The organism is Pseudomonas bananamidigenes, assembly GCF_001679645.1.
GTDB lineage: Bacteria > Pseudomonadota > Gammaproteobacteria > Pseudomonadales > Pseudomonadaceae > Aquipseudomonas > Aquipseudomonas bananamidigenes.
In genome coordinates this window covers 42750-67678 of sequence record NZ_LRUN01000002.1, presented here as the reverse complement: position 1 = coordinate 67678, position 24929 = coordinate 42750, and the positions used below count along the sequence as shown (strand labels likewise).

Below are 24929 nucleotides of genomic sequence, written 5' to 3'. Positions count from 1 at the left end.
GTCACCGGACATCCATGGCGACCGGCGGGTTCAGCGTTTGCGCATCCGCTCGGCCAGCGCACCGATCGGTCGGGTCATGCTGCGTCGCAAGCGTTGAGAGAAGGATTCGCCCTCATAGATCGGCGCCGGGGTAACCACTTCATTGGGCTGGCGGTACTGCGGAAAAAGACTGAGTGCGTGGGCCCGGTTGATGCCGTGCATGATCGCTGGCGACCACATCTCCAGGCTTTCCAGCGTCCGGCACTGCAGCGCCGTGGCGGGTGCCGGGGCGAAGGGATAGTCACTGCCGAAAAGAATGTGTGACGGTTCCACCAGTTCCTTGAGGGCCGCCATGGAATAAGGTGATGGCGACAGTGCCGTGTCGTAGTAAAAACGACGGATGTAGGTCATGACCCCTTGCGGCGCGTGTTGCTGATACTCCGGCAACATGTTGGCCAGCGACACACGCCAGGCCACGAACGGCAGGAAACCGCCGGAGTGGGACAAAATCCAGCGAATGCCGGGATACCGTTCCATGGTGCCGCTGAGAATCAGATTGACCGCCGCTCGGGTGGTATCGCAAAGAAACTCGATGAGAAATCCCGGGGTTTGCAGACCGATGCTTTCGCTGGTCCGGTGCATGTTGGGATGGATGAACACCACAGTTTTTCGGCGGTCGAGTTCGGCCATCAGTTCATCGAAACGTGGGTCACCCAAAAACACCCCATCGGTGCTGCCCAGCAAAACAATGCCCTCGGCCTTGAGTACGTCCAGCGCGTGAATGGCTTCACGGCAGGCGGCCTCGGTGAACGGCATCGGCAGCACCGCAAAGTTGCCGAAGCGGCTCGGATAGCGTGTACGCATCTGCGCGGCGAACTCGTTGCAGCGTCGCGCCAGTTCACTGGCCTGTTGGACCCCGTCACCGAAGTAGACGCCGGGTGCAGACAGCGAGGTGATCGCCCGCTCGATGCCGTTCGCATCCATCACCTCAATGGATTTTTCCGGGGTCCAGTCTGGCAGCGGCGCTCCCGCAACGGAGTGCAGCCCTCTGGCATTCATCGCATCGACGAATGCAGGTGGAATGATGTGATGGTGGACATCGATACGGCCTTGCTTGATTGACATGCTGACTCTCTTGTTTGGGCTTCGACCGAGCGCCTGCGGCCACTGGGTAAAGAACCGTGCTCGGTGGTTGTACAGCTCTCGAGATCAATATTGAACATTTGTGTTCAATTATGTCAACGATCGGCAAACGCTGATTTGCTTTATTTTGAACGCGCTTGTTCAATGTCCGGAATCTCTCCGTTGGAGCTCATTGCTTTGAAACTCAGTCCCGTGCAGAAGCGCATCCATGAAGCTGCGATCCGGCTGTTTGTCGAAAAACGTGTCGAAGAGGTCAATGTCAGCGAACTGGCCCAGATCGCCGGTGTGGCGCGCGGCACAATCTACAACAACCTCAACTCGGTGGAGACGCTGTTCGAAGATGTCGCCAGCCAGCTCAGTGCCGAAATGAACGACAGAGCGGCGCGCAGTACAGATCCCCATGCGTCCCCCGCCGTCCGCCTGGCCACCGGTATCCGCCTGTATATCCGCCGCGCCCATGAAGAGCCGCACTGGGGGGCCTTCATCGTGCGCTACGGAGCCAGTAACGAGACGCTGCAACAGATGTGGAGCGGTCCGCCCATGCACGATGTGCTCAGCGGCCTGAGCAGTGAGCAATACAGTTTTCGACAGGAGCAACTGCCTTCGGTGATGGCGATGATCGGTGGCGGCGTGCTGGGGGCTACGATGCTGGTACTTCAGGGACACAAGACCTGGCGCGACGCGGGTTCCGATATGGCCGAATTCGTTCTCCGGGCACTCGGGGTGCCAGCCGCTGAAGCGCGCGGCATTGCTACACAGGATCTGCCCCCTCTCGCAGCCTGATGTCCTCCGCTGATTTTTCTTGAGCCAGATCCCTTCGGGAATCTGGCTTTTTTGTTGCCCGCAAAAAGACAATTGAACACTGTTGTTCAATTCTAATCTTGAGTGTTAGAGTCTGTCGCGAGCACTGACCCACCGCCCGGGTCGAAGTGCCTTACGCCAGGAACTGACAATGAACAATAAAGAACCTCTTCCTGCCCTGACCTCGCGAACGGTACAAGTGGGTCGTCGGCAGATTTTCATCAGCGAAACGGGCGTCGGCCATCCCCTGCTGATGCTTCACGGTGGCGGAGCGGGAGCCTCGGGGCTCTCCAACTACTCGCGCAATATCGAATCGCTTGCCGGGCAGTTTCGGGTCATTGTGGTCGACATGCCCGGTTACGGCCGATCCACCAAGGGTGTGGATCGCAAGGATCCCTTCGGCGATCTGGCGGGTGCGATGCTCGGCCTGCTCGACACTCTGAACATCAGCAGCGCCCATGTGGTGGGCAACTCGTTGGGTGGTGCCTGTGCCTTGCGCATGGCGCTGGATGCACCCGGCCGGGTGTCGGCTCTGGTGCTGATGGGCCCCGGTGGCGTCAATACCACTCGCAGCCTGCCGACACCCGGTCTCAAGCTGTTGCTCGACTACTACAACGGTGAAGGCCCGACGTTGGCCAAGATCACGCGTTTTATCCGCGACTACCTGGTGTATGACGGCAGCCAGGTCAGTGATGAAATGATCCGCGAACGTTTCGAGGCGAGTATCGACCCGCAGGTCATTGCGGCCCCTCCCCTGCGCCGGCCAACCGGTATTCCCCGCTTCTCGCGCTGGGACTTCACCCGCGATTCACGCCTCAAGCATTGCCAGGTTCCGACCCTGGTGCTCTGGGGCGCGCAAGACAAGGTCAACCGTCCCAGCGGTGGCGAGGCGCTTCGCAGTCGCATGCCCGATTGCAACCTCTACCTGTTCAGCCGGACCGGTCATTGGGTGCAGTGGGAACGTGCGGACGAATTCAACTCCGTGACCCTGGCGTTCCTCGCCAGTCGCACAGCGCGCTGAGTTGTCGTCATGAACAATCAAGCAACGATCAGTCGAACAACGCCGGACATCTTCGGCGCCAGCAGCATGGGCTATGCGTTGATCGAGTCTCGCCACCTGGCGCGTTGGCGTGAGCTGCTCCAGCACGGCATCGGTCTGCACTTGGCCAGTTCGGACGAACAAAACCTGGCTTTCCGTATGGATCAGCACCAGCGGCGGATCATTATCCAGCGCGGTCCGCAGGAAGATTTTCTTGCCGTCGGCTGGCAACTGCGCGACCAGGCCACCCTCGATGAAGTGCTCAAGCGCCTGCAACGCCTCGGTATCGAAGCGCAACCCAGCCAGCCGGAAGAAGCCGCACAACGCGGCGTGAAAAGGTTCTGGCGGGTACTCGGCCCCAAACGCATGGCCGTCGAGCTGTTCTGGGAGCCGCTGCTGACTGACAAGCCACTGAACATGCTCAGCGCAGGTTTCATCACCGGGTCTGCCGGTATGGGCCACTTGGCAATCACCACGCGCAAACCGCAGCAGATGCAACGTTTCTGGCAGGAAATTCTGGATGCTAGAGCCAGCGACCACATCGTCGAGCGGATTGCCGGAGTGACGCTCGACATTGATTTCTTCCGGGTCAACGAACGTCACCATTCGATTGCCATCGCCCGTTTGCGTGGCCTGCCGATGGATCCGATTCGTACCCGTGTGCAACACATGAACATGCTGACCACCTCGGTCGGCGAACTGACCAACGCCTATTTACGCTGCCGGACCCTCGGTTTCGAAATGGCCCACGAAATCGGTGAGCACCCCAACGACCGTGAGCAGTCGTTCTACGTGATGAGTCCCAGCGGTTTCGAGCTGGAACTGGGGTGCAACGCCAGGGTGGTTGATGAGTCGCAATGGCGCCCAGCCTCCTATCAAGGCATCAGCCTCTGGGGGCATCGCCCGGAGAAAAGCGGTGCCTGGCACACGTTGACCACCAACCTGGGCAACTTCGCCCGCGGCACACGCTCGTTGTTCAAGCCCGAATATTCACCGCTGCAAGAGAGATGTCGTCATGAATAACAAAAACGAATCCGCAACGAGCGTCGACGTGATTATTTCCGGACTCGGTCCGACGGGCGCTACGCTCGCGCATCTGCTCGGCAAGCGTGGTCTGTCGGTGCTTGTGCTGGAACGCGAGCCCATGTTTTATGGCAACGCGCGGGCGGTCTATACGGACGACGAATGCATGCGGGTCATGCAGGCGGCCGGCGTTGCCGCCGAGCTTTCAGCCAACATGCAAGTCGATACACCTGCGCAGTGGGTACTCGCCAATGGCAAGATCCTCGGTCAGTACTGGCGCCTCGATCGGCCCTTTGGCTGGCCGATCATCAACTTCCTTTACCAGCCCTGGCTGGAAACCACGCTGAGCGATCTGCTCGAGCGCTATCCCGATGTGCGGGTTGCCCGTGGTCGTGAACTCACGCAGTTCACACAGGATGAACAGGGCGTGACCGTGACCCATCAGGCCACCAGCACCTTCCGCTTCAGTGATGCGACGGATGCCCGTCAGGCCCGCGAAGTCGATCCCGACCCGCAAACCATTCGCGGGCGCTATCTGGTGGGAGCCGACGGCGGCCGCAGTACGGTCCGTGAGGCCTTGGGCATCGGCATGAGCGGCAAGAACTTTCCCGAACCGTGGCTGGTGGTCGACCTGGAGATGAAGCAAGGCGAGGATGCCTTGCGTCATCTGCCCTACTTCAGCTTCATCTGCGACCCGGATTGCCCGACGGTCTGCTGCCCTCAGCCCGGGCGCTTCCATCGCTTCGAATTCATGTTGATGCCCGGCCAGACTCGCAAGCAAATGGAAGATCCGGTAATGGTGCGCAACCTGATCAGCCGCTACGTCGATCCAGACAAGTTCGAGGTCAAACGCAAGCTGGTCTACACCTTCAACGCCCTGGTGGCGAAAGATTGGCGCAAGGGTCGAGTAATGATTGCCGGCGATGCTGCCCACATGACGCCGCAGTTCATGGGCCAGGGCATGAGCTCCGGCGTGCGTGACGCCTACAACCTGGCCTGGAAAATCGACGCCGTGATCAAGGGGCAAGCCGGTGAACGGCTGCTCGACACCTATGGCAGCGAACGCTTCCACCATGCCAAGGCGATGATTGATATTTCGGTGCAGATGAAAGACTTCGTCTCGATGTCCAGTCCGGTTTCCAGCCTGATGCGCAACCTGCTGGTCAAGACCGTCCTGGCCACACCATTTCTCGGCCGCTATGTTCGCGAAGGCCGTTTCAAACCGGCCCCCACCTATGCTCCTGACAGCTATCTGGGCATGCCACGCCGCCACCGGCGCTCGCCTGAAGGCCGGATGATTCCGCAACCCGAAGTCCGCACCTTCAAGGGCCAGCGTGTATTGCTCGATGATCTGCTGGGCGACGGTTTTGCCTTGATAGGACTTGAGGTCGATCCACGCGCCCACCTGAGTCAGGCCTCCCGGAAACTGCTGGATATCCAGAACACGCGTTTCGCCACCCTCTTCCCGTTCGGCACCCGTCCACAGGGCGCCAATACCGATCGTTCCAATACCCAAGAGTTGGTCGAACTGGAAGATGTGCAGGGCGAGATGGTCGCCTGGTTCAAACGCTCGGGGTTCTCCAGCGGAGCCGTCGCCGTGGTGCGCCCGGACAAATTCACCTTCGCCATGGTCGAGGCCGCGGATCTGGATCAGGCCATCAACGAACTCAAGTTCCAGCTGCAATGGAGCCCCGGTGCTGAAGTGGTCGCAGACGAGCCCCGACTGCTGAGGAAAATCGCATGAGCCAGTTTCCTTTGCAGCCTCTGCAAGACGCCGCCGCAGCCCTGGCCAGAGCACGGGAGCAACGCGAACCCTGTGCACGGATCTCGTCCACTTTCGGTATCGATTCGTTGACCGGCGCCTATGCCGTACAGGAGATCAACACCCAACGGGCCCTGGCCCAGGGACGGCGCTTGGTCGGCCGTAAAATCGGACTGACCTCGGCTGCCGTGCAACAGCAACTGGGCGTCGATCAACCGGATTTCGGCATGCTGTTCGCCGATATGGAAATCGCCGATGGCGGTGAAATTCAGATCAGTCAGTTGATCCAGCCCAAGGCCGAAGGCGAGATTGCGTTCGTGCTGGGCCGCGATCTTGCGTATGAAGATACGACCCTCGCGGAACTGCTGCGGGCGGTGGAGTACGTGGTCCCCGCGCTGGAAATCGTCGACTCGGCCATCGAGAACTGGAACATATCGCTGATGGACACGGTGGCGGACAACGCTTCATCAGGGCTGTATGTGTTGGGTAAACAGCCGACTCCACTCGCCTCGCTGGACCTTCGGCTGGAAGGCATGCTGCTGGAAAAAAATGCCGCCACGGCTTCGATCGGAGTCGGTGCCGCATGCCTCGGCAATCCGGTGGACGCCTGCCTGTGGCTGGCTCGCACCATGGCCCGGATGGGCCGGCCCTTGCAGGCCGGCGACGTGCTGCTCTCCGGCGCTCTGGGGCCGATGACGCCTGTCGTGGCCGGAGACAGTCTGCATCTGCATCTCACCCGACTCGGCCAGATCAGTTGCCGCTTCATCTGACCTGCCCGTCCTTCTGCGCCGGGCTGTCGTGGCCTGGCCATTCTGAGAGATTGCTCCCATGAGTCAAACCAAACTCAAGGTCGCCATCATCGGTTCCGGCAACATCGGCACCGACCTGATGATCAAGATTCTGCGCAAAGCCAGGCATCTGGAAATGGCGGTGATGGTCGGGATCGACCCTGTATCCGACGGTCTCGCCCGTGCCGAACGCATGGGTGTTGCGACCACCTGCGAGGGGGTTGAAGGCCTGACCCGCATGGACGCGTTCAAGGACATCGATTTCGTCTTCGATGCCACCTCGGCCAGCGCCCATATCGAGAACGAAAAAATCCTGCGCTCGATCAAGCCCGATATTCGCCTGATCGATCTCACACCGGCGGCGATCGGCCCTTACTGCATTCCAGTGGTCAACCTGGAGCAAAACCTGGATCGGCTCAACGTCAACATGGTCACCTGCGGGGGCCAGGCGACGATTCCAGTGGTCGCCGCCGTATCCCGTGTTGCCCGGGTTCACTACGCCGAAATTGTCGCCTCGATCGCCAGCAAGTCTGCCGGTCCCGGCACCCGCGCCAACATCGACGAGTTCACGGAAACCACCTCCAGGGCTATCGAAATGGTAGGTGGGGCGTCCAAAGGCAAGGCGATCATCATCATGAACCCCGCCGAACCGCCGCTGATGATGCGTGACACGGTGTTTGTGCTGTCCGAAACCGCCGATCAGGCGCAGATCGAGGCTTCCGTCGAGGAGATGGTGGCGGCAGTTCAGGCCTATGTGCCGGGCTATCGCCTGAAACAGAAGGTTCAGTTTGACGTCGTTCCCGAGTCGGCACCGTTGAATATTCCGGGGCTGGGACGCTTCAGTGGCCTCAAGACCTCCGTATTTCTCGAAGTCGAAGGGGCCGCCCATTACCTGCCAGCCTACGCCGGCAATCTCGATATCATGACCTCCGCCGCCTTGGCCGCCGCCGAGCGCATGGCGCAGTCGATGCTCAACGCCTGAGGGGCCCGACATGACCTTCAATCCCGGCAAGAAAATCTACATCTCCGACGTGACTCTGCGCGACGGCAGCCACGCCATCCGACATCAGTACTCGCTGCAGAATGTGCAGGACATTGCGCGCGCCCTGGACAAGGCAAAGGTTGATTCGATCGAGATCGCCCACGGCGACGGCCTGCAGGGTTCGAGTTTCAACTATGGTTTCGCCGCCCATACCGATCTGGAGTGGATCGAAGCGGCGGCCGATGTCATCGAGCACGCCAGAATCACCACTCTGTTGCTGCCAGGTATCGGCACGGTGCACGACCTCAAGGCCGCCTATGACGCCGGCGCACGAGTGGTACGCATCGCCACGCACTGTACCGAAGCCGATGTCTCGAAGCAGCACATCGAATACGCTCGCGAGCTGGGCATGGATACCGTCGGTTTCCTGATGATGAGCCATATGATCGCTCCTGAGCACCTCGCGGCCCAGGCTCAGTTGATGGAGAGCTATGGCGCGACCTGCGTGTACATGGCCGACTCCGGTGGCGCGATGAACATGCAGGACGTTCGCGATCGCTTCCGGGCTTTCAAAGCCGTTCTGAAACCGGAAACCGAAACCGGCATGCACGCCCACCACAACCTGTCGCTTGGCGTCGCCAACTCGATAACCGCCATCGAGGAAGGCTGCGACCGGATCGATGCAAGTCTGGCCGGAATGGGCGCGGGTGCCGGCAACGCACCGCTGGAAGTTTTTATTGCCGCCGCCGAACGTCTTGGCTGGAACCACGGCACGGACCTCTACACGCTGCTCGACGCTGCCGATGATATCGTTCGCCCTCTGCAGGATCGGCCGGTACGGGTCGATCGTGAAACCCTGGCACTGGGTTATGCCGGCGTCTACTCCAGCTTCTTGCGCCATGCCGAGATTGCCGCCGCCAAATACGGCCTGAAGACTCTGGATATCCTGGTGGAACTGGGCAAACGTCGAATGGTTGGCGGTCAGGAAGACATGATCGTCGATGTCGCACTGGACCTGCTCAAGCATTAAACCGTGTAGCACTCCCGGCTGACCGCCCATACAGCGGTCAGCCGGTTTCAGACTGGCTTGCGCCCTGTTCATTGTTGTTCATTGCAGTTTATTGCCAAATCAGACGCTCTTAACTAACCGAGCAATTCAGTCAACTATAAAACTCATATAACCAGCAGCAATAGCATAAATAACCAAAAATAATGTCACATGGCCACCATTTATTAGTTAGCTAATTAAGATCATGGGTGAATCTTCTCATTCCAAATGAAAGACGCTGCTCATCACGCCAGACTAAACGACCTTATCTGATTGATACCAAATAACAAATTGGCCACGCCTGAGCGGCACTCCTTCGCCATCCCACATCACTTCAATACCGCATAAACAACTCCCCACCCCCAATCGACTTGCAAAACCACAACAACCGTCTAGGTTCATCAATATCTTCGCAAGTGCTATCGACCTGACAATAAAAAACAGCCTTTACGGCGGGAGCATTCATTCTTCTGAGATAAATCAGACTCTGCTTTAGTTGCTGAACGGAACTCAGTCATAACCATTCAAGAGGGATGCTTGATGAAGCACAGCCGTTGGTTTCGTGCGCTCTCGAACAATGCGTCGGCCGGGCATTTCTGGCTCTCGCTGCTTTGCTTTGCAGCTCTGGTGATTGCCAGCTTCCTGCTGTTCGAACAGCAGATCCAAAACTTCCTCACGCATCTCGACCTGTACCTGCCCTCTTCTCCCACCCAGAAGCTCAACGTCGCGTTGTTGCTGATTGCCCTGCTGGCACTGGACGTGGTGTTGCCCGTGCCGTCGAGTGTGGTCGCGCTGTTGGCGGTGGCGATGCTGGGCAGTGTCGGCGGTTACCTGGTGATTTTCATTGGCCTGTGCCTCGGGGCCGGCTTGGGTTATGCGCTGGGGGCCGGTTATTTCCGGATGCTGTCCAGCCGACTTGGCCTGCATCAGCGTCAGACCGGGCAACTGGCGTATCGACTGGGCACGCTGTCGTTGATCTGCCTGCGTGGCGTGCCGGTACTGGCGGAAACCTCGGTGGTGGCCGCCGGCATGCAGCGCTATCCGCTGCGCGCTTTTCTGCTGGTGACGACCCTGGCCAACGCCGGACTGGCGCTGGCCTACAGCGCCATCGGCACGTTCCTGGTCGAAGAGAACGCGTTGCTGGTGACCATCCTTGCCAGCATGGTGTTGCCGGGTCTGTTCATCGCCGGATACAGCCTGTTCAAGGCCCTGCGCAAACAGGGAACGGCGCCAACGCTGCACGGACGTTTCGAAGTCAGTTACGACTACCCGGTGGTGTTCACCGATCATCTGTTCGATCCGCACAATTCCTGCCTGCACCAACAGCTCACTGCCGGGCAAAGCGCTCAGGTGAAGGTGATGATCTTCGCCGATGAACAGTTGCTCAAAAGCACGCCGACGCTGCTGGAGCAAATCGACATCTACTTTGCTGCACATGCAACGGATCTGCGCTTGCTGGCCTCGCCCATTGCCGTTCCGGCCGGCGAGCTGAGCAAGGATTCACAGGTCTTGCAACAGCTCTACGCCGACATGCTGCACCACGGATTGGACCGGCATTGCTATGTGCTGGCCCTGGGCGGTGGCGCGGTGCTGGATTGCGTCGGTTACGCCTGTGCCACTTTCCATCGGGGCATCCGGCTGATCCGGGTGCCAAGCACGGTGCTGGCCCAGAACGACGCCGGCATCGGCGTGAAAAACGGCATCAACGCTTTCGGCCAGAAAAACCTGCTGGGGGCCTTCTACCCTGCCACCGCCGTGATCAATGACTTCCAGTTGCTGACCAGTCTGAGCCGCCGCGATCAGATCGCCGGGCTGGCCGAAGCGGTCAAGGTCGCGTTGATCAAGGACCGGACGTTTTTCGAGTGGATGGAGCAACAGGCCGAAGCCCTCGCCCGCTTCGATCACCCGGCCAGCCGTTACGCGATTCGCCGCTGCGCAGAACTGCACCTGGCACACATTACCGGCGCCGGCGATCCCTTCGAGCGCGGCAACGGGCGACCACTGGATTACGGGCACTGGGCGGCGCACAAACTGGAAAACCTCAGCCACCATCGCCTGCGTCATGGCGAAGCCGTCGCGGTGGGCATGGCCCTCGACGGGCTCTACGCCAACGCCCTCGGGCTGCTGAACGATGGTGATACCGAGCGGGTGACGAGTCTGTTGAGCCGGCTCGGCTTCAACCTGTGCCCGCCGGAACTGGCCCTCAAAGATGCGCAAGGTCGCTCGCTGGTGTTGCTTGGACTGGAGGAGTTCCGCCAGCACCTCGGCGGACAGCTCTCGATTCCGATGCTCAGCGGCATTGGCCAGTCGGTGGACCTGCATGAGATCGACGACACGCGAATGGAGCAGGCGCTGGCGAAGCTGTCCGCTCTCAATGCCCCGGCTATCGGTCTGAGCGAGGGTTTCGCGAAATGAGCCAGACCCCGCAAAACCTCAAGACCTGGATGACCCTGGGCCGGGTCTCCAACCTGCCGACAGTGTGGACCAACACCCTGGCCGCCGCCCTGCTGGCCAGCAGCGCCGGTGCCCTGGCGCCGCCCTCGTCGCCGGTGTGGGTTCTGCTGCTGTTCACCCTTTCGCTGTTGTATCTGGCCGGCATGTTGCTGAACGATCTGCTGGACGCCGACTGGGATCAACAGCACCACAATCCTCGGCCCATCACCCTGGGGCTGGTCAGCCGCCGGCAAGTGCGCCTTGCCACCGTATTGTTGCTGACACTCGCGGCGGCGTCGGTGCTGGGCCTGAGCCAACTGATCGATCAACCTCATTGGCTGCTGGCCAGCGTCAGCCTGCTGGTGGGCTGCATCATCGGTTACAACGTGCTGCACAAGAAATACGCCCACAGCGTGTGGTTGATGGGTGCCTGCCGCTCGGCCCTGTACCTCACGGCGGCTGCCAGCCTGGCGCTGCCACCGGAGCCGATCTGGCTGTGCGCGGTGCTGCTGGGGGTCTACATCAGCGGGCTGACTTATCTGGCGCGTAATGAGCACAACAACCAGTTGCTCAGTCGCCTGCCTCTGCTCCTGATGTTGAGCCCGCTGGTCCTGGCGATCTACTCCGACAACCTGTGGTTCTGGCCGGTGCTGCTGCTCTGGCTCGGCTGGCTGGGCTGGCATTACTGGCACCACCTGGCCAACCCGCAGCATCGACAGATTCGCGCGTTCATCGGTGCCGGTCTCGCGGCGCTGCCGCTGTTCGATGCGCTGGTGATGGCCGTGGCCAACCAGCCGTTGGGCAGCCTGCTATGTGTTCTGGTGTTTTTCCTGCTCCCACACTTCCAACGCTGGGTCAAACCGACATGAACATGGACGTCACTGCACCGCCGACGGCGGCTCTTGGCATGCGCCGCGATTGCCTCGCCCGACAGCATCAGGCCCTGGCCGAACAACTCGATGACAGCGAATTGCACTGGTGGCGACAGGCACGGGAGCAACTGGCCCGGCAACCGGACGCCAACACAGCGGCGCTCCTGAGCGGTCAGTGCAAGCGTCATCTGCATGATCGCGCCCTGCCCGACAACGACAGCTGGAGTCTGATCCAGCTGGCCCGCGCCCTATTGCTGGCACAGGTCCTCGAACAGTCCTCCGGGAGCGGACAATTGTCCATGCTGCGCCAGCTTTTTCTATGGGGGGACGATCAGGAAAAGATCGCCATCCTCAAAGCCTTCGACTGGCTCGACAGCCATGGCGTGTGCGTTGAACTGGCGTTGCAGGCCGGACGCACCAGCAACAGCCAGGTGTTCGCCGCACTCGCCCTCGACACCCCCTACCCGTCCCGCCATTACCCGGAACGCGCCTTTCACCAACTGGTGCTGAAGGCGCTGGGCATGGGCCTGGACATAAGCCGTCTGGTCGGTCTGAGCCAGCGACACGGCACCGCTCTCAATCAACTGGCCCTCGACCTGCTGGAAGAACAGTTGGCCGCTGACCGGGCGGTATCCGTCGGGTTGCCTCTGGCGATCGCCTTCGACCAGCTCAGCCCGGTTCAACACCAGCGATTGATCGAGCTGAACCGACAGCGGCGCTTGCCGGCGCGATGGCGAGATCACCTGAACTGATACCCGACGATCCCTTTCCCTTGATGAGGATTCACCATGGCCAAGTACTTCGACCCGCATATTCATATGGTCAGCCGCACCACCGATGACTACCAGAACATGGCCGCCGCCGGGATCACCGGGGTGATCGAACCGGCCTTCTGGCAGGGCCAGGCCAGAACCAGTGTCGGCAGCTTCATCGACTATTTCGACACCCTGCTGGGCTGGGAACGCTTTCGCGCCAGCATGTTCGGCATCCATCACTTCTGCACCATCGGCCTCAACCCCAAGGAGGCCAACGATCTGTCGGTGGCCAACGAAGTGCTGGAAGTCCTGCCGCGCTACCTGGTGAAGGACGGCGTGGTGGCGGTCGGTGAAATAGGCTACGACGACATCACGCCCGAGGAAGACCGCTTTCTCGCCGCGCAACTGGAACTGGCCAGACAATTCAACCTGCCGGTGCTGGTGCACACACCGCATCGCGACAAGATCGGCGGCACCAAGCGCACGCTGGCGGTGATCCGCGAAGTGGGGATTGCTGAACATCTGGTGATCATCGACCACCTCAACGAGCTGACCCTGCCGTTGGTGCTGGACAGCGACTGCTGGCGCGGCCACTCGATCTATCCCAACACCAAAATGTCGGAACAGCGCATGGTCGCCCTGCTCCAGCAGTACGGCACCGAAAAAATGGTGGTCAACAGCGCCGCCGACTGGGGCATCAGCGACCCGCTCAAAGTGCCGAAAACCGGTCAGGCGATGTTGGCGGCGGGCTTCAGCGAAGCCCAGGTCGAGCAGGTGCTGTTCCATAACCCGGTCGACTTCTTCGCCCAGAGCGGCCAACTGGACAAAACCCTGATCAGCACGCCGTTGCCCATCGATCAGCGCCGGCAGTGGCAGGACAACTCTGCCCTGCGGGGGCAGGAGCCGGTGATCAAATGAGCACCGGCAAGGGGTGGGCCGCCGCGCAGGTCGGGTATTGCAGCAACGTGCACCCGACCCACGACCTTGCCAGGCTGAAGGCCTCCATCGACCAGCACTTTCAGGGTGTGCGTACGCAACGCGGGCTACAGGAACAGGACAGCGGGCTGTGGATCAGCGCTCTGGCCGCCTCCGCACTGCAGCAGACATCCGCTCGCTCGGAATTCCTGAGTCTGCTGCAACGCAGCGGATTGCGCCTCACGTCGCTCAATGGTTTCCCCTACGGTCAGTTTCACGAAGGGGCGGTGAAAGCCGCCGTCTACCTGCCCAGCTGGGCCGAGCCGAAACGGTTGGCGTACAGCCTCGAACTGGCGCAGATCCTCGCGCAAGCGTTGCCGGCGGACTGTCAGCAAGGGGTGATATCCACTGTACCGCTGGGGTACGCCGCCACCTGGAGCCCGACGCTGCAACAGCGGGCCGAGTTTCAACTGCGCGAACTCACCACGGCACTGGCCAGGCTGCATCGGGAAACCGGCAAGAAAATCGTGTTCTGTCTGGAGATGGAGCCGGACTGCGTGCTGGAAAACACCGAGCAGGCCATCGCCTTCTTCCGCCGCTGGCAAACCACTGATCCGCACCATGGCTATCTGGCGCTGTGTTTTGACGTTTGCCATCAGGCCGTGATGTTCGAAGACTGCTATCGATCACTGGTCAGGCTGCGTCAGGCGCAGGTGCCCATCGGCAAGATCCAGCTGTCCAGTGCCTTGGTGTGTCGCTTGCCTGCCCCGGACGACGAACGCCGCGAACACGTCCTCCAGACGCTGAGTGACTTTTGTGAAACCACTTATCTGCATCAAGTGAAGGCGCTCGACAGCGAGAACCGCCTGGTGGCCTGGGCGGATCTGCCGGCTGCGCTGGACGATTGCACAACGCATCCGGGACGCTACCCTGAGCTACGGATTCACTTCCACATCCCGCTGTTCAGCGAACAACTGGTGATACCCGAGCTCAGCGGCAGCCAGCTCGCCCTGGCGCAGACCTTCGACTACCTCGCCGACCATCGCGATTTTCGCCCCGTGCTGGAAGTGGAAACCTACAGCTGGGGTGTTCTGCCTGCCCAACTGAGGCCGACCACCGAACAGGCCCAACTGCAAGGCATCGCCACCGAACTGCAATGGGTCGAGGATCAGTTGCGCCAGCGTCAATTGCTGCGCCCACAGGCGCGGGAGGCGTACGCCGATGCCCTCTGATCGTTCACGCCAACCGCTACTGCTGATCAATGTGGTCGGGCTGACCCCGTCGCTGTTGGGAGACGCGACGCCGCACATCAATGTCCTGCTGAAAACCGCCAGAATGGCCAGCCTGCAACCGGTGTTCCCGGCGGTCACGTCATCGGTGCAAGCCTCGATTCTTACCGGCCGCCCACCGTCGGAACACGGCATCGTCGGTAACGGCTGGTATTTTCGCGATCAGGCCGAAGTACGCTTCTGGTTGCAACCCAATGCGTTGATCCAGGGCGAAAAGGTCTGGGAAACACTCAAACGCGAGATCCCAGGCTTCCGCTGCAGTCAGTTGTTCTGGTGGTACAACATGTACGCGGACGTGGACGCCGCCATCACTCCGCGTCCTCATTACCCCGCCGATGGCCGCAAGCTATTCGGCCTGTATTCGTCTCCGGCTTCGTTGCACGAAACCATCGAACAGCAGATCGGTAAGTTTCCTTTCCCCGGTTTCTGGGGCCCGGCGGCAGGCATTGCGTCGAGCCGCTGGATCGTCGATTGCGCCATCGCCGAGTTCCGGCTCGACCGGCCCGACCTGCAATTGATCTACCTGCCGCATCTGGATTACAGCCTGCAACGTGTGGGGCCTGATCATCCTTCGATTGCCGATGAGGTGCGGGCCATCGACCATGAAGTCGGCCGGCTGCTGGCCTTCGCCGAAGAGCAAGGCGCTGCGGTGATGCTCTTGTCGGAGTACGGCATCGAAGCGGTCAATCAATCGGTTTCCATCAACCGCGTGTTGCGTTCGGAAGGTTTGCTGCAGGTACGTCAGTCACTGACCTGGGAACTGCTCGATCCCGGCGCCAGCGCCGCGTTTGCTGTCGTCGATCACCAGATCGCGCATGTCTATGTGAAAAACACCCACGACATTCCTCGCGTCAAAGCGTTGCTGCAACGCCAGCCCGGCATCGAGCAAGTGCTGGATAAGGCCGAACAAAAGGCGTTTCAGCTGGACCACCCCCGCAGCGGCGAACTGGTGGCCGTGGCTGCGGCGGGTTACTGGTTCGATTACTACTACTGGTTCGATGATCGCAAGGCCCCGGACTTTGCCCGCACCGTGGACATCCACCGCAAGCCGGGCTACGACCCGCTCGAGCTGTTCATCGACCCGGCCATCCGTTTCCCGATCCTGAAAGTGGCGCGCGTCTGCTACAGAAAAAGCTTGGCTTTCGCTACTACATGGACCTGATTCCGCTGGACACCGGACTGGTTCGTGGCAGTCATGGTCGCCTGCCCGGGCGCGAGGAGACCGGCCCGCTGCTCATCACCAATTGCGATCTGCCGCTGCCGCAAACCCTGGCGGCCACGGCGGTGAAACAACTGCTCCTTGCGCATTTTCTGGGGCATCTCTACCACCACTCGGCCAATGCCAAGGAGCTTCCATGCGGCGAGCCATTTCTTTAACCGTTCTCAGTGCACTGGCCGGTTTGGCTCAGGCACAGGACACCAACAGTTTCGATTGCAACCAGTTCCTGAAATACGGAACCGATATCACCAAGACCCGGGCCGCGTTTCAGCAGAGTCCCGAAACCATGGCCTGGAACTGGTTCGTCTGTCTGAACCAGCCCAGCGCCGCACAGACCAGCAACCGGGTGTGGGAAACCATGAAACCTTCGGATCAGGTCTACCTGCCCGATGGCGCTGCGCCCGGGCCCTATGCCAGTAACGCGCCGCTTCCGGCCGACGTGACAAAACAGGCTACGGCGCTGGGCATGGACTTGAACCGGACCTTCCACAACATCAACGCGGTGCAACAGGTCGATGGTCTGGCGCTGCACATGGGCGGGTCGGTGCCGGCCTCCGAGAAAGGCAAACCCGTGCGCTTCCAACTGTTGATGGGGCAGGACACCTACGACTACATCGTGGCGCGCAATGTCTACAACATGAACGGCCAGAATGCGCTGGCCGGCAATCTGGACTTTCCCGCGACCGCCTGGGAGCTGAAAGCCGCGTGGCTGTGGATCGGTTCGGACACGACCTATCGGCAGACCCTGGCCAACGACGGTTACTACATCGGCCAGGCCTATTACCAGCAGGATGACGGCACCTATCAGGTCGGTTATGCGGCATTGAGCGGTCTGCATGTGGTCAACAAGCTGGACGCCAACTGGGTCTGGACCACCTTTGAAAACGTCAACAACAGCAAGTACACCGTCACCAACGCGCCGACCCCGACGCCGATGACCAACACCACGGGGCCGACCCCGGCTGCCAAACCGGTGAACGCCAGCTTCCAGGCCGGCAACCCGTCGCTGTCGAAGTACGAATTGATCGGCGTCGAGTTCCAGCCGGTCACGCAGGTGCTGGCCAACTCGCAGCTGGAGTCGGCGTTCCAGAACACCTCATCGTGCCTGGCCTGCCATGGCACCGCCGCCTACTCCAACGACAAGGGCTACTTCAACTTCGCCATCAAACAAGGTGGCGGCATCGTCTACCCGACCACCCCGCTGCCGCCGTCCGATTTCGACGGCTACAAAAAACTGGACTTTGTCTGGTCGCTGAAGCGCGCCCAGTGGCAACGCTAAGGAGCACGACATGAGCGTATTGAACTTCCCCCGCATCTACCTCAACGGCCATATGTTCTGGAATCCGCCCACGGCCAACAACAACGATGTGCTGCCGTTGTATGACGCGGTGAACATGGACATCAACTGGCCGTTCACCAACTACTTCGACATCACCCAGGCCAACGCCCCCACCACCCTGATGCCCTGGATCATTTCACCGGTGCAGGCCAAGGATCTGCCGCCCTATGTGCAGCAGGTTCCGACCAATGGCAGTCCGACCACCTTCCCATTCATACCCGCTGAATGGGATCTGTTCGGCGACAACGCCTGCGGGACGGTGAGTTACCAGAGCACACGCTCGACCATTATTGGCGGCGAGTTGCAGGCAAACACCTACATTGTTGAAGACGCCTTGGTCGGCAGGGACTTCCAGCTGCTCGGCAATCCCTTCGGCAGCCAGAGCCCGACCGCCGCGCGCTTCGTGGATATCAGCCCGTGGCAGAACACCTTCACGGCGCTGTACTTCGACAAGCTGCAACTGGGGGATGCCAGTTGCGGGCTGACCCTGAACCGTGAATACCGGATGCTGGACCGTTTCCTGACGTTCAATTGGGCCGGCGATTTCGGTGGACTGGCGTATGTCACCACCACCTGGCAGACCTGCTTTCCCCGGGACAATCTGGAATGGGTCACCGGCGAGTCGGTCCTGCTGAACAGTCTCAAACAACAGATGGAGTTGCAAAATGCCAAGGGCCTGATGTTCAGGTTCGCCACTTACCTCACCTGCTACGACAGGAACGGGGTATTCAACGACTTCCCGTACGTCGACACACGCGACAATGACCCATCGGCGCTGAAACGGCTGACGGCGATGTATCAGAAGGGGCTGGACAACGTTTCCGATATCTTCTTCAACCCCGCCTACAACCGGACCGCAGCGACCCTGGGACTCTGGTTCGAACACGAATACCCCACGGCGCCCGCCGGCCAGCGCCTGGTCACCGACCAGAAGATCATGGTCACCTGCCCCGCAATGCCTCAGCCGACCAGCACCAACCTGGGCGTGACCTCGGCGCAGATCACCAACAACACGCTGTCGCTGGATCTGGCCAACACATTCCCTTTCTATCCGCTGGACAAGAACGCCGATATCTTGACTGCCGAGAAGTTCCAGGCCGGCAACTATAAGCTGGGCGTATCGCAGAACGGGAATTTCGTGCCGGTGGTCGACATCGGCTTTGAGCAATATCGACAGTCGGCCTTTCACCAACGCTCCGGCCTGCTGGACATTCCGCTCACCGCCGCGCAAACGGCCACCCTGCAATCCGGTCCGCTGGAGTTGCAACAACAGAATCCGACAGGAGCCGTCAAAGCTGCCACTCAGCAAGTCTGGACCGCCGAGGTCATCGAAAGCGGCACCTTCGTCGACGTGAATGACCACAAAACGCTGAACATCATGGTGCAGAAAAATGGTCAACCTGCGGCCAACACCACCCTGTTTGTGGCGGAGTACGGCAACCCGTACAACGTGACCACCAGCGACTACTACCTGACGTTCAGCAACAAAGCCGACTTCACGCTGTTCTATGACCACCCCGAAAACCGCAACCTGAACAAGGCCAATCTGCAGCAGTTTCGAGGCGCGAGCCCCGTATCGAACTATCTGGCCACCGGCAGCGGACGTCGACTCACTGCCCTCAAGAACGTAAGTCAGCAGACGGGAACACCGGTCGGTTATCAGACGTTCCTGACCGGCTCGAGCAAACCGATTACGGTGCCCCTGACCCCGTGCCTGCAGTTCGATGCCGGTATCTATACCACGGGAATACTCGAGAACGACCAGTCCACCGAGGTTGATTACTCCTATGTAACGACCACCACCGGCCCGGACGGCATCGCCCAGGTGAGCTTCAGGGCCATAGCCCCCGGCTTCCCGACGTTACGTTTTTTCGTGAAGGACACCGCCAGCGACCCGGACATCCCTTTCAGCTTCGCGCTCAACCAGGCCCAGATCGATTTCCTCGCCCCGCTGCGCGTCCTGCCACTGGACATGCAACTGCAACAGGATTTCGTCAATCACTGGAACGACATCTACAAGGACAAGAATGCACCCGAAGAAATCTGGGATGACTTCATCTACCCAAGGGTGCTCAAGACCTTCTACTACCTGTACCCGATCATGAACAAGTTCATGCCGCTCAACTCCCGCACGCGGGTCGAAGGCGCCGTCGACCAGTTGATCCGGCTGATCAGCAAGGAATACCAGGAAGAAAGCACCCTGGCGATGCCCATCACCCGCGACCTGTCGCAAAGCCGTCGAGCGGTGCTGGAGTTATGGGCGCAGAAGCTGGTCAAGCGCAACTTCCCGCCCATGCCTCTGAAGATGAGCGATTACGACAACCTCTGATACACGCAGCTCAACCAGGAACGATGAGCCACTGCGGGCTTGGCGCCCGCAGTGCGCCCTGCCAGGGAGTGACCCATGAACGTCAGCCTCTTGAACCGTCTGTTGCTGTTGATCCTGCTGTTCTGCCCAATTGCATTCGCCCAGGACAGCGGCGCCGTCTACTTCACCAATGGCGTGCACAACACGCTGGGGTGCAATGAAGAGAACGGCAACTGCATCGCCAAACGCAAAGCGGGTGAGCCGTCCGACCCGTTCTTCCCGGCGTTCTGGATCAGTAACTGGACCATGTACCGGGTGATGCACAACTACGAAAACAACCCGCCGCCCTACAGCAACCCGCCAACCACCCTGAAGCCTGCGGACTACACCGTATCCAGGGGAACCAGCTACTACGACACGACGTACATCCCGCCGGATGGCGACGGTTTCGGCGCGATGATGGAGCACTACGAGAAATATTGCCTGCCGATCTTCCCGATCAAGAACAACAACTACACCTGCTCGTTCGTGTCTTTGGGCAACAAGGCGTACTTCCTGACCTATCCGCAGGATCGTCCGAAGGACATGCCGGCCTGCTGCATGTTTTCGCCGATGAATCATCCGCCACGACAGGACTTCATCGAACACCTGCCTTATGACCCCGAGCGCAGCAAGAACCTCGATGGCAGCGTGCAGGCCTACGCACTGGATCTGCAATCGCCGCAAGGGCCGATTCTGTTCGGCTATGCCTTCTACAAAAAAATGTCGGGTCAACCGCCCTTCCGCCCACCGCAATCGTTCTTTTTCTCGGGCGATACCAGCGTCGCCAATGCGCCGATCGTCAGCCAGAACTACACCGACTTCCGTATCGCCAGACCGGACCCGGCGCAGACCTGGGCGCAGGTCGCCGCCATGTGCCCGTCGAATCCGCCGCCCTGCCAGTTGTTCGAGCCGCCGGCTTCGCAGAGCAACGGCCAGAAGGCGCAGTGGAACAAACTCATGCAGCGTAAACCGTGATCAACGACGAAGGATCGCCATGAAAACCACACTCTGTTTTTCCGCGATGTTACTGGGTCTGGCCAGCCTGCCGGCGCTGGCCAGGGAACAAGCCATGCCCGCGATGCTGGCCAGCCAGTTGAACTGCCAACCGCCCGCTACCGCACCCGCCGCCACGGCGGGTCAGGACCAGTTCGATCAATACAGCTGGCAGATGTTCATCGCTTTGAGCTGGCCGGCAAAGGATGGGCAACGGGGTAACCCCGACTGCACCAGGCAGCCTGGTGCTGCCGGCTACACCGTCTGGCAGACCTACAAGACCGTGAGCGAGATCTTTCTGCCGAACGCCGCCAATCCGGGGCCGTGGAATTCCCCGCAACTCGCCAAAAGCTTCAACATCATCAACATCGCCTCTTTGAAAAACAGCGCTCAGGTGAACGCTGTCGATCAGGCGGTCGGCGGCTGGCTGATCGACCAGGCGAAAAACCCGACCTATTACGACATTTCGGCCAACGAGACTTCATACAACTACATCGTCAACAACAACTTCTACAACGCCGACGTCGTCTCCAGGGCCAACAACATCACGTTTCCGTGGGGCGTCATCGAGATCAAGTCGAGCTGGCGCATTCTCACACCTCATGACAATGCCCGCCGCTATCTGACCCAGTTCGCCCGGGTGGCAACCTTCAACGAGCAGGGCCAGAAGAATGGCGTCACCGAGGCGTTTCTGGGACTGGTCGGCCTGCACATCATCACCAAGGCCAACGGTTATCCGCAGTGGATCTGGTCGACGTTCGAACAGGTCGACAACGTTCCGCCCAAGGCACTGGTGAACGGCCAGTGGGTCGATCAGCCCGTCGCGGGCACGGCCTATTCCTACTTCAACGCCGCGGCGCCCGCCGCGTCCCTCAACCAGTCACCCTGCGACTGGCAGACCCAGGGCCCGCATCAGGTCTGCGTGCCCAAACCCGGCACCACGTTCCAGACCCCGAACCCGCTGAACCGGGTCACGCCCATCGCCGACATCACCAACCAGATCAACGCCCGTTACCAGGCCGATCCGGGGCTGCAAAACAGCGTGTTGAAGTACTACCAGCTCATCACCACCCAGCGCCCATTGATGCCTGACAACCCGAGCAACCCGCTGGGCCAGCCGACGCCGGCACTCTCGGCCAACGTGACCATGGAAAGCTACATCCAGCCCAACAGCAGTTGCATGAACTGCCATTCCATGGCGACGCCGGTCAAGAGTCCCTACAAGTCCGATTACTCCTACCTGTTCAAATTCGCCAACTCGCCGCTCGGCAAAACCATCAAGGACGGGAAATAAATCATGAGCATCCTCAATGGCCCGCGACTGAATTTCTGGGGTGGTATCCGCACGGATGTCAGCCTGCCGAACAATTCACCCACCATTCCTTATGACGGCGATGACAACTGGCCGATCTTTGACCTGACCACTTCGACGCTGGCATCGGGTGCCCAGTCTTACACCGACGATCAGTTGAACAACATGATCAATGCGCCCACGGGCGATTACTACACCGCCGGCGGCTGGAATCACTACGGGCAGCATGTCGTCGACATGCAGAATGCGCTGATCAGTTCTCAAGGCAGCCCGGGCAGCGTCAGTACCACCGGGGATATGGTGGGCCAGCCGGTCTATCTGCTGGGTTCCGTGGACCCGGTCACCGGACAGGGGCCGGTATCAGGTCCGATGATGGTCGACCTGGACCCCACCTCGACCACCACCACCCAGATATTTGTCGGTGGTCTGCAAATCGGTAGCAGCAGCAACATTCAATTGCTGATTCACGCCAACACGGTTTGCAGCAGCCAGGATCTCGGCAAGCGGGTGCTGCAACCGACGCCGAAGGAACTGGATGCACCGGGTTCCTGCCGTATCAGCGGCACCTTCCAGCTGACCTTTCCACTGAGCAGTATCGTCAGCTGGAACCAGAACAGCAGCGGTTTGCGATCGATCATCCAGGCACCGGGTGCCACCGGTATCGTGCTGCGCTTCGTGATGTTCGAAATGTGCCCGACGATGACCACGCCCCAGTTGCAAGCCGATTACGCCGCCGGCAGAGACACCCCGAACCCGAGCATTGGCCGGGTCATCGGTACACTGGCTCCGGCGTTCGCCAATGAGCCGCTGGACTGTCAGGCGGGCCGTCAGATCGTCAATCAAGTCACGGGCGGCACCGGTTATGCAGACCTGAGCAATCCGGCCATGCTGAGCGTCGACATGGTCAACATCATTCCGAAACAGACGTTCAGGACCGTCAGGGATGACATCACCAGCCCTATCGGACCTAACGGCAATTACGGGCCCGTCACCCTGGCAGCCGGTGAGACCACCCTGAGCACACTCGATCCGACCAGCAGTCCCCTGCTCGACTATTACGTCTATGGCGGCATTGTCGATCTGCCGCTCAATACAGCCCAACAGTCGGCGGTCAGATCCTCGGCGCTGGCCATCAGCGCCCCCGGCACGGTCGCCGGGACCAGGTTGCTGGCAACAGAGTCTGTCTATCGGATCTACGCGGATCAACGCAGCGTCTATACCGAGGACTACCCACAGGGTCTGTCGATAACCCTGCAGGTCCGGTATCTCGGTGCTGCGGTAACCAGCACGACTGAAATCGATCTCACCGCCGCGTCCCCGGGACCCTATTACACGCAACAGCGCTACTGCGATTTCCTTTACTTCCCCCCTGCGCTGACGGTGAGCCCCGGTCAGTTGTCCGTCACGTTCTGCGTCAACGTAAAACCCGCAGCGGCACCCCTCGCCGGCTTCGTCGCCCTGACCTACACCGTCAACGGTCAGGACAGCGGCACCTATTTCACCAATTTTCGCAAATACGCCCAGACCGACTTCGGCATTCCCAAAGGCACCACCATCACCTGGGAACAGATGTACCCGAACGTCCTGCGTTTTCACTACCTGGCCTTTCCGGCCATGTCTCGTTACATCCCGCTGAATCAGCCGGACGCGATCATGGGCGCGAAGAATCCGATCCTCGCCCGAACCTCGGATGCCTACAAAGGCACCACGCTGTTCATGCCCGTGGTGCGCTCGATGTCGGCCTCTCAGCGGGCGCTGTTGCGGGCCTTTCTCACGGGCGAGCCATGGCAACCGCCGCAGTAATCGCACCCCTTTGCCTCTGGAGAGAAATCCATGACCGTTCACATTCCTGCGCGACCCCGGGAAACTTTGCGCCCGAGCACGATCATCGCTGAAGGCCTGCTGAACCCACGCGGTGCCTGCCTGCAAGCCGACGGCAGCCTGCTGCTGGTCGAAGCGGGTTCGGGCCTGCCCGACCAACCCTTCAGCGGTCGCATCAGCCGATTGCGCCCCGACCCGCTCCACCCCGGCGCCTGGCTCGCCCGGGAAACCCTGGCCCAGGGTTATCGCTCGATGAACATGCAGGCCCGCATGTTGCGCGATGAAATCATGGGCCTGTCGGACGTGGCCTGTGGCGACGGGCGCTGCCTGGTCAGCCAGACCGATTACGTCGCGGGCTCGAAACTGCTGGACCTGCAATACACCCCGCCCGAACCGATATTTCACAGCCGGGGCAATCTCAACGCTTTGTGTTATCACCCGACCCGCCGTAGCTGGCTGGCCGTCAAACCCGATACCAATCAACTGGTGGAATTCAGCTCCGGTGAGGACGAGCAGGTACTGGTGCAACTGCCCGATCTGGACATGGGCCAGGAAGCCGTCCCGGTCACACTGATCCACGAACCGGCAACAGACGCCGTGCTGATCACCCTGTTCTCCGGGGAGTTGCAAAGCGACCCGGCCCGCAAAGGTATCGACTTTGACGATCAGGCTGGCCAGGTGATCCGGGTCTGGCCCGACACCGGCCGGATCGAATTGCTGATTCGTGGCCTGCAATTGCCCACCGGACTGGCGCTGTGCCCACAAGGCAACGTCTTGGTGCTGGAGCTCTGCAACCGTTTGCAACAACCGCTGCCGCCTGACTGGAATGGCGAAACCCTGCATGGTGGTTTCACCCGGTTCAGCGGGCGGCTGTTGAGCTGCAATCTGCAAACCGGCGAAGTGGCCGTACTCGCCCGTGACCTGGATACCCCGTCCAATCTGTGTCTGGTGCGGGATGCGGTACTGGTGAGCGAAGGCATGGGATTGACCGGACGACGGCTGCCCACGCCTGACAATAAAGAGGTAGCGTTGAGCGGCAGGCTGCGTCGGGTGCAGCTCTGAAAAC

19 protein-coding genes and 1 pseudogene are annotated in these 24929 nt (G+C 60.4%); 19 read left to right on the top strand and 1 reads right to left on the bottom strand.

The genetic code is table 11. The features are described 5' to 3' along the window. Positions 1–30: 30 nt before the first annotated feature. Complete coding sequence (locus BBF94_RS01690) at positions 31–1104, bottom strand: amidohydrolase family protein (RefSeq protein ID WP_065257323.1); 1074 nt, start codon at positions 1102–1104, stop codon at positions 31–33. A gap of 195 nt (positions 1105–1299) precedes the next feature. Between BBF94_RS01690 and BBF94_RS01685 the strand changes: the two genes are divergently transcribed. The 19 genes and pseudogenes from BBF94_RS01685 to BBF94_RS01595 all read left to right on the top strand — a co-directional run bounded on the left by BBF94_RS01685 (position 1300) and on the right by BBF94_RS01595 (position 24925). Then, a complete protein-coding gene (locus tag BBF94_RS01685) occupies positions 1300–1905 on the top strand; it encodes a TetR/AcrR family transcriptional regulator (protein ID WP_082302351.1) in 606 nt (201 codons plus the stop codon). Between the two features lie 169 nt (positions 1906–2074). After that, positions 2075–2944, top strand: a complete 870-nt coding sequence (locus tag BBF94_RS01680) for an alpha/beta fold hydrolase (protein ID WP_065257321.1) — start codon at positions 2075–2077, stop codon at positions 2942–2944. A 9-nt stretch (positions 2945–2953) separates the two neighbouring features. Then, positions 2954–3985: a VOC family protein gene (locus BBF94_RS01675; protein ID WP_065257320.1), complete on the top strand. Its 1032-nt coding sequence runs from the start codon at positions 2954–2956 to the stop codon at positions 3983–3985. After that, entirely contained in the window at positions 3978–5729 is a 1752-nt protein-coding gene (gene mhpA / locus BBF94_RS01670) for a bifunctional 3-(3-hydroxy-phenyl)propionate/3-hydroxycinnamic acid hydroxylase MhpA (protein WP_065257319.1), read from the top strand. Before BBF94_RS01675 ends, mhpA begins: the two co-directional genes overlap by 8 nt. Beyond that, positions 5726–6517 (top strand): 2-keto-4-pentenoate hydratase, encoded by a 792-nt coding sequence (locus BBF94_RS01665; RefSeq protein ID WP_065257318.1) that lies wholly within the window; start codon positions 5726–5728, stop codon positions 6515–6517. The genes mhpA and BBF94_RS01665 overlap by 4 nt, the downstream gene beginning before the upstream one ends. 58 nt (positions 6518–6575) lie before the next feature. Beyond that, positions 6576–7517: an acetaldehyde dehydrogenase (acetylating) gene (locus tag BBF94_RS01660; protein ID WP_065257317.1), complete on the top strand. Its 942-nt coding sequence runs from the start codon at positions 6576–6578 to the stop codon at positions 7515–7517. A gap of 10 nt (positions 7518–7527) precedes the next feature. Then, a complete protein-coding gene (gene dmpG, locus BBF94_RS01655) occupies positions 7528–8547 on the top strand; it encodes a 4-hydroxy-2-oxovalerate aldolase (RefSeq protein ID WP_065257316.1) in 1020 nt (339 codons plus the stop codon). Between the two features lie 558 nt (positions 8548–9105). Next, complete coding sequence (locus BBF94_RS01650; RefSeq protein ID WP_065257315.1) at positions 9106–10980, top strand: 3-dehydroquinate synthase; 1875 nt, start codon at positions 9106–9108, stop codon at positions 10978–10980. After that, complete coding sequence (locus BBF94_RS01645) at positions 10977–11867, top strand: UbiA family prenyltransferase (protein WP_065257314.1); 891 nt, start codon at positions 10977–10979, stop codon at positions 11865–11867. The genes BBF94_RS01650 and BBF94_RS01645 overlap by 4 nt, the downstream gene beginning before the upstream one ends. After that, positions 11864–12622, top strand: coding sequence for an EboA domain-containing protein (locus tag BBF94_RS01640; protein ID WP_065257313.1), 759 nt, complete (start codon positions 11864–11866; stop codon positions 12620–12622). The genes BBF94_RS01645 and BBF94_RS01640 overlap by 4 nt, the downstream gene beginning before the upstream one ends. A 36-nt stretch (positions 12623–12658) precedes the next feature. Continuing rightward, positions 12659–13543, top strand: a complete 885-nt coding sequence (locus BBF94_RS01635; RefSeq protein WP_065257312.1) for a TatD family hydrolase — start codon at positions 12659–12661, stop codon at positions 13541–13543. Further along, a complete protein-coding gene (eboE, locus tag BBF94_RS01630; protein ID WP_065257311.1) occupies positions 13540–14772 on the top strand; it encodes a metabolite traffic protein EboE in 1233 nt (410 codons plus the stop codon). The genes BBF94_RS01635 and eboE overlap by 4 nt, the downstream gene beginning before the upstream one ends. Beyond that, a pseudogene (locus BBF94_RS01625) lies at positions 14762–16206 on the top strand (alkaline phosphatase family protein). The gene eboE and the pseudogene BBF94_RS01625 overlap by 11 nt, the downstream one beginning before the upstream one ends. Next, positions 16185–17327 (top strand): hypothetical protein, encoded by a 1143-nt coding sequence (locus BBF94_RS01620; RefSeq protein ID WP_065257310.1) that lies wholly within the window; start codon positions 16185–16187, stop codon positions 17325–17327. Before BBF94_RS01625 ends, BBF94_RS01620 begins: the two are co-directional and overlap by 22 nt. Positions 17328–17337: 10 nt before the next feature. Continuing rightward, positions 17338–19716: a hypothetical protein gene (locus tag BBF94_RS01615; RefSeq protein ID WP_065257309.1), complete on the top strand. Its 2379-nt coding sequence runs from the start codon at positions 17338–17340 to the stop codon at positions 19714–19716. 75 nt (positions 19717–19791) lie between these two features. Beyond that, the gene (locus BBF94_RS01610) at positions 19792–20712 is read left to right on the top strand and encodes a hypothetical protein (protein WP_065257308.1); all 921 of its coding nucleotides are present in this window, start codon (positions 19792–19794) and stop codon (positions 20710–20712) included. Positions 20713–20731: 19 nt separating this feature from the next. Next, positions 20732–22024 carry a hypothetical protein gene (locus tag BBF94_RS01605; protein ID WP_065257307.1) on the top strand — a complete coding sequence of 431 codons (1293 nt, stop codon included), beginning with the start codon at positions 20732–20734 and terminating at the stop codon, positions 22022–22024. A gap of 3 nt (positions 22025–22027) precedes the next feature. Then, positions 22028–23845 (top strand): hypothetical protein, encoded by a 1818-nt coding sequence (locus tag BBF94_RS01600; RefSeq protein ID WP_065257306.1) that lies wholly within the window; start codon positions 22028–22030, stop codon positions 23843–23845. A gap of 30 nt (positions 23846–23875) precedes the next feature. Next, entirely contained in the window at positions 23876–24925 is a 1050-nt protein-coding gene (locus BBF94_RS01595; protein WP_065257305.1) for a hypothetical protein, read from the top strand. Positions 24926–24929 lie beyond the last annotated feature (4 nt).

Excerpts from the sequence above, each read along its gene's own strand:
- BBF94_RS01690 (WP_065257323.1), bottom strand. The coding sequence starts at position 1,104 with ATGTCAATCAAGCAAGGCCGTATCGATGTCCACCATCACATCATTCCA.
- BBF94_RS01680 (WP_065257321.1), top strand. The coding sequence starts at position 2,075 with ATGAACAATAAAGAACCTCTTCCTGCCCTGACCTCGCGAACGGTACAA.
- BBF94_RS01675 (WP_065257320.1), top strand. The coding sequence starts at position 2,954 with ATGAACAATCAAGCAACGATCAGTCGAACAACGCCGGACATCTTCGGC.
- mhpA (WP_065257319.1), top strand. The coding sequence starts at position 3,978 with ATGAATAACAAAAACGAATCCGCAACGAGCGTCGACGTGATTATTTCC.
- BBF94_RS01665 (WP_065257318.1), top strand. The coding sequence starts at position 5,726 with ATGAGCCAGTTTCCTTTGCAGCCTCTGCAAGACGCCGCCGCAGCCCTG.
- BBF94_RS01660 (WP_065257317.1), top strand. The coding sequence starts at position 6,576 with ATGAGTCAAACCAAACTCAAGGTCGCCATCATCGGTTCCGGCAACATC.
- dmpG (WP_065257316.1), top strand. The coding sequence starts at position 7,528 with ATGACCTTCAATCCCGGCAAGAAAATCTACATCTCCGACGTGACTCTG.
- BBF94_RS01650 (WP_065257315.1), top strand. The coding sequence starts at position 9,106 with ATGAAGCACAGCCGTTGGTTTCGTGCGCTCTCGAACAATGCGTCGGCC.
- BBF94_RS01645 (WP_065257314.1), top strand. The coding sequence starts at position 10,977 with ATGAGCCAGACCCCGCAAAACCTCAAGACCTGGATGACCCTGGGCCGG.
- BBF94_RS01640 (WP_065257313.1), top strand. The coding sequence starts at position 11,864 with ATGAACATGGACGTCACTGCACCGCCGACGGCGGCTCTTGGCATGCGC.
- BBF94_RS01635 (WP_065257312.1), top strand. The coding sequence starts at position 12,659 with ATGGCCAAGTACTTCGACCCGCATATTCATATGGTCAGCCGCACCACC.
- eboE (WP_065257311.1), top strand. The coding sequence starts at position 13,540 with ATGAGCACCGGCAAGGGGTGGGCCGCCGCGCAGGTCGGGTATTGCAGC.
- BBF94_RS01620 (WP_065257310.1), top strand. The coding sequence starts at position 16,185 with ATGCGGCGAGCCATTTCTTTAACCGTTCTCAGTGCACTGGCCGGTTTG.
- BBF94_RS01615 (WP_065257309.1), top strand. The coding sequence starts at position 17,338 with ATGAGCGTATTGAACTTCCCCCGCATCTACCTCAACGGCCATATGTTC.
- BBF94_RS01610 (WP_065257308.1), top strand. The coding sequence starts at position 19,792 with ATGAACGTCAGCCTCTTGAACCGTCTGTTGCTGTTGATCCTGCTGTTC.
- BBF94_RS01605 (WP_065257307.1), top strand. The coding sequence starts at position 20,732 with ATGAAAACCACACTCTGTTTTTCCGCGATGTTACTGGGTCTGGCCAGC.
- BBF94_RS01600 (WP_065257306.1), top strand. The coding sequence starts at position 22,028 with ATGAGCATCCTCAATGGCCCGCGACTGAATTTCTGGGGTGGTATCCGC.
- BBF94_RS01595 (WP_065257305.1), top strand. The coding sequence starts at position 23,876 with ATGACCGTTCACATTCCTGCGCGACCCCGGGAAACTTTGCGCCCGAGC.